The sequence below is a fragment of the Paenibacillus sp. FSL F4-0097 genome (assembly GCF_038593125.1).
Taxonomy (GTDB): domain Bacteria; phylum Bacillota; class Bacilli; order Paenibacillales; family Paenibacillaceae; genus Paenibacillus_AQ; species Paenibacillus_AQ odorifer.
This window is the reverse complement of sequence record NZ_CP151965.1, coordinates 1387042-1402586: the sequence shown is the minus strand read 5'-3', so window position 1 is coordinate 1402586 and position 15545 is coordinate 1387042. Positions and strand designations below refer to the sequence as shown.

The window sequence follows — 15545 nt, the reverse complement described above, 5'->3', positions numbered from 1 at the left end:
CTCTAGTTCGCCTTTCTTCTCATCAGCAAGTAGATAAACAGACCACTACCGATGACGCCTACCGTGAGACTGATTGATATTTCATATGGATAGATAATGAGCCTGCCCAGAATATCGCAGAACAGGAGGAACACCGCTCCGAGAATGGCTGTATGCGCCAGACTTTTTTTGAGGTTATCCCCTATGTACAACGTTACAATGTTAGGTACTACTAGACCCAGAAATGGAATCGTACCTACGGTTAAAATGACAACAGAAGAGATTAACGCTACAATTACCAATCCCACGTTGACCACCGCTTTGTAGTTCATGCCAAGATTGACGGAGAAATCCTCGCCCATACCGGCTACTGTAAATTTATTAGCGAAGAGATACGCCAGAATGACAAGTGGAATGCTGATATAAATTAATTCGTATTGGCCTTTGATAATCGTCGAGAAATCCCCAAGCATCCAAGATGAGATATTCTGAATCAAATCATTTTTATACGCAAAAAATGTTGTAATCGAGCCTACAATGTTGCCAAACATGAGTCCGACCAGCGGGATAAAAATACTATCCTTGAACTTGATCCGATCCAGGATTCTCATAAAAATAAAGGTGCCCAATAGCGCAAAAACAAAAGCAACAAGCAATTTCTGCATTGGCGTTGCGCCTGTGAATAACATGAGGGATACGAGAATACCAAATTTTGCGGAATCCATCGTCCCTGCCGTAGTCGGTGAGACGAATTTATTGCGTGACAGCTGTTGCATAATTAATCCGGCAATACTCATGCTGACTCCAGCGATAATCAATGCGGCTAACCGGGGAATCCGGCTTACCAGCAAGGTCTGTGCTTGAGATTCCGTAAGATGAAAGAGATCTAATGGGGATATATCTTTAACGCCTATAAACAAAGATATAAATGAAAATACTATTAGAAGTAGGGACAAATATTTTAGTTTCATGAGTTGTTCCTTATCTGTTTAATAGTTTACAAATGCGATATTATGATAATGATTTTCATTCGCAATGTTTTAAATTATACCTAAGCCCACTTTGAGGGTCAACCCTTTCATATACTTAAATTTAAAATAATTAAGACTTAGGCTTATCTGCTTAAGTTACATAAAAAAAGACACCCTAACGGGTGCCTCTTTAATCTCTGCCATATTTTTAGCGCGAAGCCATAGGATTTATTTAAATTTCTTCCAATCCTGATTACTGTTCTCCAGCAGATGTGCAAAATCATTCTCCAACCGCTTCTGCTCAGCCTTGCGCTGATCTTCCACTGCCTTACGGGCAGCTTCTTTACGGTCATTTTCCTCCGCTTTCAACGCATCAGATTGCGCCTTCAGCTTTCCTAGAACATCACTGCTTAGCAGGTCTTTTAACGTAGCAGGGCCATCATTCATAGCGGCTCTTGGTGTGGTAGGCATTTTCTTTTTTTTAGCCACTGTCCATCATCCTTTCTAGTACTGAATTAAATTGGAATTTGTTTAAGTTATTGGTCTTTTCGTTTATAATGTTTACTAAGAGGTGAGCCCTATGAAGTCCAATGATTTATGTCCCCGGCTACAAAAAAGTATGGATATTATCGGCAGGCGTTGGACTGGTTTAATTATCTACCAGCTCCTTCAAGGACCCCAACGTTTCAATGTAATTGAAGCGGCATTGCCCATCAGTGGAAGACTGCTCTCCGAACGGCTCAAAGAGCTGGAACAGGAAGGGATCGTTCTTCGAGAAGTGTTTCCAGAGACCCCCGTGCGAATCCAATATTCTTTGACGGATAAAGGTCTTGCCCTGGAATCAGTCATCCGAGACTTACAGAGTTGGTCCAAAGAATGGGTCGATTGCGACACCGATAACCTAAATCCAACTCTCGAAATGTAAGCGTTTTATCTGGTATTTTAGACTTTAAGGCCTACAATGACTAAATCACGCTCTATACCGTCAAGTTCAGCCACACCAGGCAGCATTCCCCACTCTTTAAAACCAAATTTTTTCAGCAAACCAAGGCTTGGATCATTATGTCCAAACACAAAGCCGACTAGATTCTTAATTCCGAGACTAGGGGCTTTCTCAATGGCCTCTGTCAGAAGAATTCTGCCAGCACCACCACCACGGAACTTTTCATTCACGTATACGCTGATTTCTGCTGTTGCATTATACGCTGGACGACCATAGAAGGATTGAAAACTGAACCATGCTGCAATTTCATCTCCTTGCTTCAGTACCCATAAGGGACGGTGATGGCTGTTATGCTCAAGAAACCATTTCTCCCGGTCTGCAACAGTAATGGGTTCCAGATCTGCAGTTACCATCCTCCCAGCAATCGTTGAGTTATAAATATCTACAATAGCTGCTAAGTCTGCAGATGTCGCATCTTCAATTCTGCTGTTCTCCCAATTCATCCCTTAATTCCTCCAAATGTGTTAATTAACTCAGGCCGACCTGCTCCTGGCTCCATTGCCACAGCCGTTCGGCCTCTATTGTATTCTGCGCTCTGGGAGACAGTTGTTTAATCTTTCTTCGATAATAATATTGACCGGTTACCTCTTCAAGATCAGGATCTGTAGCCAAATAAATCGCTGTATCGGCGCCTTGTTCAGGTGTTAAGAAAAAGTATGAGAGTAACTTAAGTACCGACTTGCCGAAGCCTGTCTGCCGGTTTACACCTATATTCGTCCCCACTGCACCTGGATGCAAGCAATTCACCGTCACCCTTGTTCCGTGAAGACGCGAAGCCAGCTCCCGCGTGAACAGAATATTGGCTAGCTTGGATCGGGCATAGGCTTTTGCAGGATTAAAACGGCGAGCCAGGGTTGGATCTTCATAATGGAGCGCACCTATTTTGTAAGCACCGGAGGCAACCACAATGATACGGCCTTGCTCTGCTGCCTGCAACGACTCAAGTAACAGATTTGTAAGTAGAAAATGCCCCAAATGATTTACGCCAAGATCCATCTCAAAGCCGTCCTTCGTAAGCTGACGCTTAATCGTGACTACCCCGGCGTTATTGATAAGTATGTCTAGCATCGGATATTTCATAGTAAATTCCTCAGCAAAGCTGCGAATGCTCTCAAGTGAAGCCAGATCACACAACATGAGCTCGATATCCTCGGAGTGGCTCTTTTGTTTGGCGGCAGCAAGTGCTTCTTCTCCCCGCTGGCGATTACGGCAAACCATAATGACTTTGGCTCCCTTGCGAGCCAGTTCAACTGTTGTAGCCAGCCCCATACCGGAATTCGCTCCGGTAACAAGTGCGATTGTTCCTCTCATTCCAAGAATCACTCCTCTCTCAACAACCGTACCCGAATAAGCTTTAGCCTAACCTTAGGAGAAGTATATTTAAAGATATGTTACACCAACTAGTAGGGTTAAGAAAAGCTTCATGTCATGATTAGCCAACGATAGTTATAGTTCGTCAGGTGCGTCTGGTCTATTTTTGATCTATAATAGGAATATTGCAGTTCTAATCGTGAAGTTGAAAGGGGAACACCAACTATGAATAATGCTCTGACAAGCCTAGAGCAGCAAATGGCGGGCGAAGGCCTGGATGCCCTGCTCGTAACAGATCCCAAGCATGTCTACTACTTAACCGGCTTCGCCAGCGATCCGCATGAACGTTTTCTGGGTCTGCTGCTGATACGCGGAGAAGAGCCTATGCTCATTCTGCCTGCATTGGATGCAGAAGCGGCTCAAGCGGCTTCTTCGGTCACCAAAATCCTAACTCACAGTGACACTGATAATCCCTATAACCTGCTAAAAGATTGTTTCGGCAGCAGCAAGCTTGGAACTCTTGGCATAGAGAAGGAACATTTCTCAGTAGCCCGTTTTGAACACCTAACCGCTGCTGTTCCAGCTGAACGGTTTAGTGATATTGGTCCATTGCTGCGCAGCATGCGCTCCAAAAAGACCCCGGATGAAGTTAAGCGCATGAAACATGCCGCTGAGCTAGTTGAGGAAGCCTTGCGCCGCGTTCTTACCCACGTAAAAACAGGCGTTACAGAAAACGATCTAGTAGCGGAGCTAGAATATCTAATGAAAAAGGTTGGCGCTTCCGGTCCTTCCTTCGACACTATGGTGCTTTCTGGTCCGAAAACTGCCCTACCTCACGGTGTTCCTGGCAACCGGGTCATTCAACCAGGCGATTTCCTGATGTTTGATATCGGGGTGTATGCTGATGGTTATGCTTCTGATATTACACGTACCTTTGCAATTGAATCCGTGGACGACAAGCTAATCACTATTTATAACACTGTGCTGGCTGCCAACGAAGCTGGGATCGCTGCCTCCAATCCTGGAGCACCTTTCGGCTCAGTCGACAAAGCTGCACGTGATGTAATTGAGGAAGCTGGATTCGGGGAATATTTCTTGCACCGTGTCGGACACGGACTGGGCATGGATGTTCATGAATATCCATCACTTCACGGACAGAACGATGACATTATCGAGATCGGCAATGTGTTCACCGTTGAGCCAGGAATTTATGTGCCTGGACTAGCGGGTGTGCGTATCGAAGATGATCTGATTATTACAGCTGAAGGCGCAGAGACCTTAACAAGCTTCCCTAAGGAACTGACTATTCTTCATTTGTAGAAAAGAATTACAAGCCACGGTCAAAAACACAGAGCAGCGATTCCTCCAATAATGAGAGAATCACCGCTCTGTGTTTGTTTTTATTTAAACCTGTGTTCCCCACATCCCGCGAATCGACCCAGCCTCTTTAACCATCCTGCCGACCAGCTCCGCGACTGTAGGTATATCTTGGATCATTCCTGTTACTTGACCTGCCCAGCCGATGCCCTCTTCTTTGATACCATCATAAATCCAGCGCTTGTTGGCTGCACCACTGATATATTCTTTTAATGCTTCATAGGTCGGTGTCACGCGCTCGATTTCAAGAATTTGATCAATGTAGTCACTACGCAACACTCGTGCGGGTGCTCCAATAGAACGTTTGATTACAACCGTATCCGACTCTGAGCTTTCTACTAAAGCTTTTTTATAAGAAACAGCCGCGTGCACACATTCCACTGTAGCAACGAAACGAGTGCCCATTTCGATTCCCTCAGCCCCAAGCGCATGAGCAGCCATCCATCCACGGCCATCTCCGATCCCTCCTGAAGCAATCACAGGGATATTAACCGCATCGACCACTTGAGGAACGAGCACCATGGTTCCAACATCGTCACGCCCTAAGTGACCCCCGCCCTCTTGCCCAACAACAATAACCGCAGAAGCGCCTAATTGTTCGGCCTTTTGGGCTTGTCTGCGTGAGGAGACGAGCACGAGCGTTTTAATATCGGTGGGCAGTAACATTTCCAGTATAGGGGCTGGATTCCCTCCAGTGAGGCTCACCACGGGAACCTGCTCGTCGATGGCGACCTGCACCCGGTCTTCATAACCAATCCCATGCATGCCGATAGCAAAATTAACACCAAATGGCTTGTCTGTTAGTGTTCGTACCCGCCGTATTTCTGCACGTAAGGCCTCAGCATCCGGAAGACTCATTGCTGTGACCTGACCCAGTCCACCGCTATTTGAAACCGCAGCCGCGAGGTCTGCATAACCTAAATAAGCAAGTCCTCCTTGAATAATAGGATATTCTATGTGCAATAACTCCGTAATACGGGTGTTCCATTTCATCTTCATCTACACCTTTCCTATCTTTAAGCAAAGCAGAATCACGGCAAATAAAAGGGCAACTCCCCCTGCCAGATAATCTATCTGCTGAAATTGCAGTCTTTTAAAAGAAGTCCTTCCTTTACCATTACCATAAGCACGCGCATCAATTGCATAGCTCAGCTGTTCAGCACGTTGAATCGTTGTGAAGAGCAGAGGAATAATGATCGGAATGTACGCGTATATCCGTTTAGGCAGTGACAATACTGTAAGATCATAACCTCTAGCCTTTTGTGCGAGAAAGATACGATCAAGCTCCTCCTTGAGGGTAGGGATAAAACGGATCGCAATCACTATCATTAAAGAGAACTGTTCTACGGGTACCCCCAATTTGGATAGAGGGGCAAGCAGCTTTTCCAGACCATAAGCTAAGTCCAGCGGCTTAGTAGTTAAGGTTAGAACTGAGGCTAACAAGATGAGCAATATAATACGCCATACAAAACGTAATCCTATTCGCAGTCCCTCTTCAGTCACCTCGATAAAAAACCATGACCAGAGAACCGTCCCTTTGGTGAACACGGCATTGTAAACAAAAGTAAACAATAAAATAAATAATACCGGCCGCAGCCCTCGCCAAAAAAAATGCACAGGAACTTTCGACAGTAACAACATTCCCAGTACAAAAAAGGTTGCAACAACATAACTAATCCCCGTTCCAAGCATCATAAAGCTAAGCATGAGTATCACGATACTTACAAGCTTTGTACGAGGATCTAAACGATGAAAAATCGAATGTGTCTCCACATATTGACCGACTAATACGGAATCAGCCATGCTCTTGCCCCCTCGAATGCCAAATCGGCAAAATCGCTTCGAGGATATCCTGCTCTTTACAGCTGGCAACTTCAATCTTCTGGTCAGATAATTCCTCCATTAGCTTCAAGAGCTGTACGGGTTCAGGCAAGGATAGTCCAAGTTCCAGCAGTAATTCTTCCTTTTCCAGAAACAATGTTCTGATATCATGATGCCCTTTTAACTGACCTTCATGAAAAACAATGACCTCATCCGAGTATTCGGCAACATCATCCATCTGATGCGAAACGAAGAGGATCGTGTGATTGTCTTGTTGCTGCCATTCCTTTAGTAGCTTCAGCAAAGACACTTGGCTAGCAGGATCGAGACCCGCTGTCGGTTCATCCAAAATCAGCAGCTTCGGATTTGTCATCAGTACAGAGGCAATAGCTACACGGCGCTTTTCACCACCGCTTAACTGGAATGGATTTAAGGGGAGAATTCCCTCAGGCAAACCCACTTGTGGCAAAATCGTTTCAATCGCCTCTGTAATTTGCTGACGTGAAGCGCCCTGTTGATTCAGAGCAAAAGCAAGCTCCTTATACACCGTTGTTTCGAATAGCTGATGCTCAGGATATTGAAAAACGAAACCCAACTCAGGGACAACCTTTAAGCGCCCTTTGGCATCTCTGCTGGCAGGCTGCTGATTAATCCAATAGTCTCCTTTTACGGTGGGAATCAAGCCCTTCAGCACTTTGACAAAGGTAGACTTTCCTGCGCCTGTTGGACCGATAATAGAAATCCATTTGCCCTCAGGAATAGTGCAGTTTATATTGTGCAAAGCCACATGATCGGCATAGTTCACACTTAGATTTTTTAATTGGTAGACCATTGTGATCGAATTATCCCCTTCCAATCGGCTGTTAGCGGTGCTGCTGAATGGAGCAATGTATGTACACGCACTGCGAAGGGCAGATGTAATTGATAGTCCGCAACAGGCATGGTTTCAAAAAAAGTCAGTGGATCGCCGTCAAACTCAAGTCGTCCTTGGTGCAGGAGTAATACGCGTTCTGCTGCAAGCACTTCCTCCATATGGTGGGTGATATGAATAAGGGTCAGGCCTTGACGATGCAGCTCTTGCATGATGGAAAGAACCTGCTGTCTTCCCTGAGGATCAAGCATTGAGGTAGCCTCGTCAAAAATAATGACTTGCGGGCGCATCGCCAATATAGCTGCGATAGCGACACGTTGCTTTTGACCTCCAGATAACTGATGTGGCATAGCCTCCAGATAATCCTCCATTTGAACGGCCTGCAAGGCATGATCCAATCGGCTGCGCATTTCCTCCCTCGGCACACGGATATTCTCCAAACCAAAAAGCACCTCATCCATAACGGTTGTGGTGATAAACTGATCCTCTGGATTCTGAAAAACAAAACCGATTTGCTGATGGATCTCCGCAAGATCCGTTGGTTTTGCCGTGTCCAAGCTCTTAAATTGTACAGCCCCTTTTCGTGGCAGCAGCAGTCCGTCCATGAGCTTTGCAATAGTGGATTTGCCAGAACCATTCGCGCCAACTATCGCCACAAACTCCCCTGCTTCTATCGTAAAGCTAATATCCTCCAGGAGAGGTTGTCCCTTTTTATAATAAAAACAAACTTGATCGAAGGTAAGCATTTATTCACTCCCCTTTTGAAGGTGCCAAGCAGCAAAAAATGCCTCAATGCTGTTCTCGGAAAATGCAGGTGCAGGCTTCTCCCATTTTGTCACTTTTGATCCATTCACAGCAAAGATTTCACCGGTTAAATCCGCGTCGGACTCCCTCAATAATGCTGTCACGAAGGAAGCAATATCCTCCGGGTCACCTATTCTCCAAAAGTCAGGCAAAGGTTCATTCCGACTGGCATGTTTTTCCCTCAGATGGTCAATTATAGGTCTGGTCATATCCGTTAACGCCGCTGGAGAGATCGCATTGACCCTAATCTGGTCAAGTTTCAGCTCTGCTGCGAGCGTCCACATCATGCCGAGTATTCCAGCCTTGGCTGCACTATAATTCACCTGACCCACGGAACCTGCTAGTCCAGCAGCAGAGGTCATCAACAGGATATCCCCACCTGTTTCACGCATATGTGGTAATACTCGTTGAATGCAGTAATAAGTGCCATTTAAATGCACATCCAGAACAGTCTTCCACTGTTCATCCGTCATACGTTGACATTTCTGATCCTGCACAATTCCCGCGTTAGCTATCAATACCTCGATACGACCGTATCGGGCAATGACCTCACCTACCATAGCAGTGACTGCGACTGGATCGGCTACATTAGCAGCGTACCCTAGTGCCTCTCCGCCTGCCTGGCGGATCTCGCGCACAACCTCATCGATTAAGACTTGTTTCGTACCATTTACAACCACTATATAACCTGACTTACCAAGCTGCATGGCGATACTACGTCCGATCCCTCTTGTTGCTCCAGTAATTAAGGCTACTCTATTCATCACTACACCTCTTTCACTGCAAAAGCTCCCGCAGCAATAACATCGCCAGCTTCTGTTGTAAGGATCACTTTCACAAAGCAGTCGTCAGCTGCAAAATCAAAAATCACGACACTATCGACCTCTATAGGCTTATGAAATTTCATATCATATTGAGTGATCCACTGTGTAGGGTGCTCAGCAATGTACAAGGATTGGGCTAATCCCATAAGATACATCCCATGTGCGATGGGTCGCTTCAAGCCAGCCTTGGCAGCGGCATCTACATCTAAATGTATAGGCGCCGAATCTTGGGAAGCAGCTGCATATTGCCGGATAGCTTCAGCTGTTACGCACTTTTTTATCATGATCATCACCTACCCGAATTAACACCGTTTCTGCGGTGACTATAAGCTCACCCTCACACCTACAAACCAGCGTATGTGTGTAAAAAGTCAGTTTACCCTGTCTGCCTTCTTTTTGCACCTCGCCCGTTAACGCTAATTCACAATCCAAAATCATCCCCGCCGTAATCGGAGCCTGATATGAAAATTTCTGAGTGCCGTGAAGCAAGGGTTCACCGATGATTAACCAAGGAATATCGAAGTTTTGCCAGAAAATAATAGGCATCGTCGCAGGAGCAATCAGCTTTCCATTTATCGTCTGCATGGGTGCTTCGATACTCTGTGCGTAGTCCGAAATCCAATCAGCAGTCATATGGATCTGATGTCGGACACTGTTCATTCCATAACCTCCACGAGTGTTGCCAGACCTATCCCGCCGCCGATTCCCAGAGTAGCAAGCCCTCGTTGGTAAGGAGCATGTTGCATTTCAGCACATAACCGAGTCATTAAAATAGCCCCGGAAGCTCCGTATGGATGGCCTATTGCTAATGCCCCCCCGCCAAGATTGACCTTTTCCTGTGGAATTTGAAGCTCATTCAGTGAAGCCAATACTTGTGAAGCAAAAGCCTCGTTAAACTCTACGATATCTAAATCGGCAACGGTAAGCTTTTGGCGTTTTAACACCTTTTGCACAGCTGGTACAGGCCCCATCCCTAAATAGTTCGGATCTACACCCGCAGCTTGCGCATCCACGACCCGTAAAATAGGCTTCAGCTTAAGCTGCTGGCATTTCTCCCGAGACATCATTAATAGAAGCGCTGCGCCATCATTAATAGGACAGGCATTTCCAGCAGTGACGGTACCCTTTTCTTCAAAAATTGGCGGCAGCTTTTGCAGCTTGTCCAGACTCGTATTAGCCCGAGGACATTCGTCGGTGTTCACCCACTGCCCCTCTACCTGAAGAGGTACTATCTCCTGCTGAAACCGGTCACTTTGCTGAGCATGAACCGCCTTTTGATGGCTTTTCAAGGCATATTGATCCTGCTCTTCTCGAGAAATCCCGTATTTCCGAGCTACATTCTCTGCAGCAATTCCCATATCCGGATCACCGTAAGAGCTAGGCGTAAAATGTGCACGGGTATATAGCTGCGGAACCCCCATTAAGGTCTGTGGTTTAACCATTTTCCATGGAGCACGGCTCGTACTTTCGACACCACCCGCTAAATAAATCTCACCAGCGCCGCTTTGAATCAGTCTTGCTGCTATATTAATTGCCTCTAGCCCAGATCCGCACTGACGATCCACGGTGACGCCCGGAACCGAAACAGGCAGCCCCGCTTCAAGCGCAGCTACCCGGGCAATATTACCTCCTGGGCCCACAACATTCCCAATAATGACATCATCGATCAGTTCTTTAGGCAAGTTCGTTTCGGCTACAATATGCTGAATAAGCGGCGCCAGTAATGCTTCCGGCTCAAGTGTACTTAATAAGCCACCCATTCTGCCAATCGGTGTACGTTTTGCCATGACAATTACTGCTTCTATCATACCATCGCTCTTTTCACATAGTCTTTCATCGCTTGCCGGGCAATTTTGCCACTGCTTGTATAGATAAATTCATCCAGGGTTAACAGCTGCTTCGGCGCTTTGTAGCTTGCTAAATACTGGCGGCAATAATTCTTAATTTCGTCGACAGATAAATGCTGCTCTCCGCTCCACTTCACGAGGGCTATCAGCTGTTCTCCCCAGTAATCGTCAGGCACGCCAAGCACCATCACTTCATCTATTTCCGGAAGAAACTCCAGCACCCTCTCTATTTCTTCTGGATAAACGTTCAGGCCTCCGGATATGATTTTATTCTTCAAACGTCCCGCCATATATAAATAACCAGCTTCATCCTGATAAACATAGTCTTCTAAAATAAGCCATCCCTCTCTAAAAGCTGCTGCTGTCTCATTCGGCAATTGATGGTAGCCTAAAAATATCATATCACTACGCACATATAGCTGCCCAATCTCCCCAGTAGGGACTTCCCGGAACTGTTCATCACGAATGGAAATTTGCACCCCGGGATAAGGTTTGCCTATAGAGGTCGGATTATGCTCGGTCAGAACATTCAAATAACTAATATAACTCGCTTCTGAAGAACCGTAGGATTCATAAAGGCGCGCTCCACCAAACACTTCCATGCCCCTTTTCTTGGACAACTCCGACCACTTTGCACCTGAGCTAATAATCGCATCAATCTGTATCTGCCCAGGTACAGCCTGCAACATCATGGATTCGATCATTGTTGGTACGACGAACAGCACCACACCCGGAATTTGCTGGCACAGCTCTAACACCTTCGTGGCACTAAATTTTTGTGTGATATGAAAGGTTGCTCCACAATATAGACTCTGCATTACGGCGAATAAGGATAGGGAATGCACAAATGGACCTGGTGCCAAAACATCCTTCATAGCGTCCAATTCAAAAGCAATATTCGAGACCTCAAAGCTTTTTAACCATGATAAATGGGTACGCATATAACCTTTGGGCAACCCGGTTGTGCCTGAAGTAAAGCCAATAAATAATAATTCATTCGTCTCATCCAACTCAGCCTCCGGCTTCAGGGCAGCCAGCCACTGATCATAGGAACTTGTTCGTTCATTTGAGAAGGTCAGTGTTGGGATCGCTTGATCCTTGAGGACCAGATTCTTTGCGGCTTCCGGCTCGGCAAAAATCATTGTCGGCTGGCACTGTTCTATAATAACCTGCAGTTCATTAGCACTCCATTTGGGATCTAAGGGAATGGGAACACAGCCCGCATAAATCGCCCCCAAGAAAACCTCAACAAATTCAATACGATTCGTAGATAAAATCGCGATTTTGTCATGCCTCAGACCCTTTTGCTGTAGGCCATTCGCGATTCTCCGCATCGTTTCTACTAATGTTGTATAGGTATGACTTGCTAGGTCATGGGTTAAGGCAATGTTGTCAGGCTGCTGTGCTGCATGACGCAGTATAGGAACTACTAGATTCATCCTTGATCACACCTGTTCGTAATTTCTGTGACTACCAATTATATACATTTTCTTCAATCGGACTGCCCCGCAAGTCCAGCCCAGACTAAAGGATATGTGATAAGCGCCATCGCAGGCGCTCCTGTTAGACTAACCCGCTAGAATTGCTATGATAGCTTATTTTAGCTTTATATTATTTTTATGTACACATTTTCATGTAACTATTAAGTCCATCTTACAACTAAAAAAATAGCCAGCACGCATCGATTATGATCGGTACGCGCTGGCTGTATTGTTGTCTAGTCCTTCTTTTGAAAGGATGATGGTTTACCCTCTTCAGCAAAAGTAAAGGTTCGGGCGATATATAAGATAGGTGTGCTTACTGCGGTTAGTAAGAACTTCGCTAGATAAGTCGTAAGCAAAATTTCAAGCCATACATTCCAGTCATACAAGCCCGCAAACGCAATGGTACAGAAAATAAGTGTATCCACAAAGGAGCTAATCATCGTACTGCCGTTGGAACGAATCCACAGCTGACTTGAGGTGCTGTAATATTTACGAATCCAAGAGTACAACCGAACATCTAGGAACTGACTAATGAAGTAAGCAGTAAGACTACCCAAAGCTAGTCGAGGCATCAGCCCAAAAATCGTCTCCAAAGAAGACTGAGCGATATCGGTCTCCTGTGGCTTAAATACTAGTACCATCTGCATAATGACTGTAGTCATAAGCAAGGTGAAGAAACCAAACCAGACCGCTTTACGTGCTTCCGCTCTTCCGTACTTCTCATTAAGCAAATCGCTGGTCATATACAAAGTGACATACATCGTATTTCCGAGTGTCATCACAATATCAAATGGCATAGCAATCGTCTTAGCTACCTGAATGTTAGCAATTACAGTAGCAATACCTACCCAGGCATACATTCCACTTTTCCCGAACAGGCGGTAACAGAGTAGAAAAAAGGCAAAATTGACAATAACAAATAAAACTCCCCACAACAAATTAAACATATTACTGAAACTCCTCCTAGTTTTGTTTACGCGGGATGGTTACGAACCGCGGCTTACATTATTAAATTTTTGGAACAAAACATTAATACTCTATCACAATAGCGCTTAACAATCCATAAAAATAATATTTTTATATGAAATTGGTAGTTCCAGTTCTTTTTTTTCGACAATTATCTAAAATAGTCAGCAATAATTCATTTTTTTCAGAAAAAAATGCTCTATAGGACAAAACTTTCACTATTCATCCAGAGGTTAATTCTATAGAATAGTATCAAACACCTTATTCCCGATCCATTTAGTAGAAATATGACATAACTATGGAATATATCTCGGGTCGCCAATTTCCAGCAGTTGGCATGGAGTATCTAGTGAAGACCAAAAAAAGAAATGACCTCACCGTCCATAAAAAAAGGAGAGAACGATATGTTTCGTATCAAGCATTCGATCAGTCGCAAATTCACGCGTTTATTATTTGTTGTTCTGTTGCTCACGTCTCTTTTGTTAAGCACCAGCTTCTACTTTATCTCCATCAATATCTTCAACAGCTATGTTATGCCGCAGATTAACAAAATCCTTACTGCCGCTGCTCAGGACGTATATAAGAATCTCAACGTAATGCACGCCCAGCAAACGCTAAATAAGAACGAACAATCTGCCACCAATCTTGAGTTCTATTTTCAGGATAAGAGGAAACAACATGGAGTGGAAACCATTTTTCTGGTCAATCTGAAAGGGAAAGAAGCTGAGATTCTATCCGCAGATCACGATGCAAAATTGCAACGGGCAGAAAGTGTCACCGTATCCTCTGCAATGCAACAAGCCTCTAAAGGAAAAACTGGACTAAGCGATACATATAGCGACGCGCATGGTATACATAAAACAGCTTATATCGGTATTCCCGGAAGTACGATGATCATCGGTGTAAGCAGTGACGTAAGCTTCATTCAAGAAAAAACAGACAGCATTCTATGGACAAGTGCCGGCATCACACTTCTGACGTTGATCATCGGCCTAACTGGTGCATGGTTTATGAGTGTGCGTATAACACGTCCAATCTCAAAACTGGCAGCTTATAGTGCCCGGCTCGCAGAGGGAGATTTCACCGAAGAATTATCAATTAAAGGAAATGACGAAGTTGCACAGTTGTCCGTAAGCTTCCAAGCGATGACCCAACGCCTGAAAGAAATGATCGGACATGTACTGGTAACCTCTAATACTGTCGTTGCAGATTCCAACTCTTTAAAAGAACGTGTTGAGGTTCTCAATGATATGGCAGAACACTCCAGCTCATCGGTAGTAGAAATCGGCAAAGGTAGTACGACTATCGCTAGCAGTGCATCAGATAACTCGAGAGCAATGGAAGAAATCAATTTAGGCATTCAAAGTATTGCCTCAGCAGCGAATGAAGTCACGGAGCAAATCAGTGAGGCTTCCGCTGAAGCAAGTGGCGGTAATGAAATTGCTCAAAGCGCTGTGCTGCAAATGCGCCAGGTTGAACGTGCTTCCCTACAGTCGCTGGATCAATTACAAATCATGAATGAGCGTTCAGTAATGATCGGAGAAGTCGTTCACAGCATTACTGAAATTACGAAACAGATCCAAATGCTGTCGCTGAATGCTTCAATCGAAGCTGCACGCGCAGGAGAGCATGGACGCGGCTTTGCTGTTGTTGCCGGAGAAGTACGCAAGCTGTCTGAACAATCCCGTAACGCAAACGAACAGATCCGTGACTTCCTACTTGGCCTTCAGGAAGATATGAGCCGCTCCGTTACTGAGATGAACCACGTGAATTCTGAGGTTGCCTCTGGAGTCGGCAAGGTAGCAGAAGCAGGTGATGCCTTTAATCACCTCTTGATCCTTATCCAAAGCATCAATCACAGCATCCAATCCGTATCTGCGGCTACACAGCAAATCTCGGCAAGTACAGAAGAAGTCAGTGCTTCCGTCGAAGAAACTGCACAAATTACATCAAGATCGCAAGAAAGTGCGGATACACTCGCTGCTAACTCAGAGCGGCAGCGCGTCGAACTGGAAGGCCATGCAGAAACCGTTAAACATCTGTATGAGCAAGCCAAGAAACTCCAAGAAGCTGTGCAGCAATTTAAGATTTAACGCTTGTAAACTAAAAACCCCCGTTCACACGGAAGTGTTGAAGGGGGGTTTTTAGTTTACAATGGCTCGCTAGCGCTTGCTGAGGTCTCGTTTAGACTCGGCTGCATGCGCTAGGCTTGCGCGGAGCTCTCGCTTAGACTCAGGGTGCATACGCTAGGCTTGCGCGGAGCTCTCGCTTAGACTCGGCTACATGT

17 protein-coding genes and 1 riboswitch are annotated in these 15545 nt (G+C 45.3%); of the genes, 3 read left to right on the top strand and 14 right to left on the bottom strand.

Features of this window, described 5'->3' with window-relative positions; all coding sequences use genetic code 11:
* Positions 1-2: 2 nt before the first annotated feature.
* Positions 3-950 carry an ABC transporter permease gene (locus MHH86_RS06180; RefSeq protein WP_036681839.1) on the bottom strand — a complete coding sequence of 316 codons (948 nt, stop codon included), beginning with the start codon at positions 948-950 and terminating at the stop codon, positions 3-5.
* A gap of 228 nt (positions 951-1178) precedes the next feature.
* Positions 1179-1439 (bottom strand): YqkE family protein, encoded by a 261-nt coding sequence (locus MHH86_RS06175; protein ID WP_076099017.1) that lies wholly within the window; start codon positions 1437-1439, stop codon positions 1179-1181.
* Between the two features lie 91 nt (positions 1440-1530).
* Between MHH86_RS06175 and MHH86_RS06170 the strand changes: the two genes are divergently transcribed.
* Positions 1531-1875, top strand: coding sequence for a helix-turn-helix domain-containing protein (locus MHH86_RS06170; protein ID WP_076099018.1), 345 nt, complete (start codon positions 1531-1533; stop codon positions 1873-1875).
* Positions 1876-1892: 17 nt separating this feature from the next.
* Here the strand turns inward: MHH86_RS06170 and MHH86_RS06165 are convergent, their stop codons facing one another.
* Complete coding sequence (locus tag MHH86_RS06165) at positions 1893-2396, bottom strand: GNAT family N-acetyltransferase (RefSeq protein ID WP_036681829.1); 504 nt, start codon at positions 2394-2396, stop codon at positions 1893-1895.
* 25 nt (positions 2397-2421) lie between these two features.
* Positions 2422-3264, bottom strand: a complete 843-nt coding sequence (locus MHH86_RS06160; RefSeq protein WP_076099019.1) for an SDR family oxidoreductase — start codon at positions 3262-3264, stop codon at positions 2422-2424.
* A gap of 225 nt (positions 3265-3489) precedes the next feature.
* Between MHH86_RS06160 and MHH86_RS06155 the strand changes: the two genes are divergently transcribed.
* On the top strand, positions 3490-4584 hold the full coding sequence (locus tag MHH86_RS06155) for a Xaa-Pro peptidase family protein (RefSeq protein WP_036681827.1): 1095 nt from the start codon (positions 3490-3492) through the stop codon (positions 4582-4584).
* Positions 4585-4668: 84 nt separating this feature from the next.
* Here MHH86_RS06155 and MHH86_RS06150 read toward each other — a convergent pair whose 3' ends face one another.
* The 10 genes from MHH86_RS06150 to MHH86_RS06105 form a co-directional block, all read right to left on the bottom strand.
* Positions 4669-5634, bottom strand: coding sequence for a nitronate monooxygenase family protein (locus tag MHH86_RS06150; RefSeq protein ID WP_038574185.1), 966 nt, complete (start codon positions 5632-5634; stop codon positions 4669-4671).
* Positions 5635-5640: 6 nt separating this feature from the next.
* Entirely contained in the window at positions 5641-6444 is an 804-nt protein-coding gene (locus MHH86_RS06145) for an energy-coupling factor transporter transmembrane component T (RefSeq protein WP_076274621.1), read from the bottom strand.
* Positions 6437-7294, bottom strand: a complete 858-nt coding sequence (locus MHH86_RS06140) for an ATP-binding cassette domain-containing protein (protein ID WP_038569181.1) — start codon at positions 7292-7294, stop codon at positions 6437-6439. The genes MHH86_RS06145 and MHH86_RS06140 overlap by 8 nt, the downstream gene beginning before the upstream one ends.
* Positions 7279-8079: an energy-coupling factor transporter ATPase gene (locus MHH86_RS06135; RefSeq protein WP_036681818.1), complete on the bottom strand. Its 801-nt coding sequence runs from the start codon at positions 8077-8079 to the stop codon at positions 7279-7281. The genes MHH86_RS06140 and MHH86_RS06135 overlap by 16 nt, the downstream gene beginning before the upstream one ends.
* Positions 8080-8901 (bottom strand): SDR family NAD(P)-dependent oxidoreductase, encoded by an 822-nt coding sequence (locus tag MHH86_RS06130; RefSeq protein ID WP_342479658.1) that lies wholly within the window; start codon positions 8899-8901, stop codon positions 8080-8082.
* 2 nt (positions 8902-8903) lie between these two features.
* The gene (locus MHH86_RS06125) at positions 8904-9245 is read right to left on the bottom strand and encodes a MaoC family dehydratase (RefSeq protein ID WP_339823695.1); all 342 of its coding nucleotides are present in this window, start codon (positions 9243-9245) and stop codon (positions 8904-8906) included.
* Entirely contained in the window at positions 9220-9621 is a 402-nt protein-coding gene (locus MHH86_RS06120; protein WP_076137506.1) for a MaoC family dehydratase N-terminal domain-containing protein, read from the bottom strand. Before MHH86_RS06120 ends, MHH86_RS06125 begins: the two co-directional genes overlap by 26 nt.
* Entirely contained in the window at positions 9618-10769 is a 1152-nt protein-coding gene (locus tag MHH86_RS06115; protein ID WP_076272029.1) for a thiolase family protein, read from the bottom strand. Before MHH86_RS06115 ends, MHH86_RS06120 begins: the two co-directional genes overlap by 4 nt.
* Positions 10766-12247: an AMP-binding protein gene (locus MHH86_RS06110; RefSeq protein WP_076272030.1), complete on the bottom strand. Its 1482-nt coding sequence runs from the start codon at positions 12245-12247 to the stop codon at positions 10766-10768. The genes MHH86_RS06115 and MHH86_RS06110 overlap by 4 nt, the downstream gene beginning before the upstream one ends.
* A gap of 278 nt (positions 12248-12525) precedes the next feature.
* Positions 12526-13239 (bottom strand): queuosine precursor transporter, encoded by a 714-nt coding sequence (locus tag MHH86_RS06105; RefSeq protein WP_076274615.1) that lies wholly within the window; start codon positions 13237-13239, stop codon positions 12526-12528.
* Positions 13240-13249: 10 nt separating this feature from the next.
* Positions 13250-13295, bottom strand: a riboswitch (PreQ1 riboswitch).
* A gap of 367 nt (positions 13296-13662) precedes the next feature.
* Here MHH86_RS06105 and MHH86_RS06100 point away from each other — a divergent pair.
* A complete protein-coding gene (locus MHH86_RS06100; protein ID WP_076147460.1) occupies positions 13663-15351 on the top strand; it encodes a methyl-accepting chemotaxis protein in 1689 nt (562 codons plus the stop codon).
* The last annotated feature ends 194 nt before the right edge of the window (positions 15352-15545 follow it).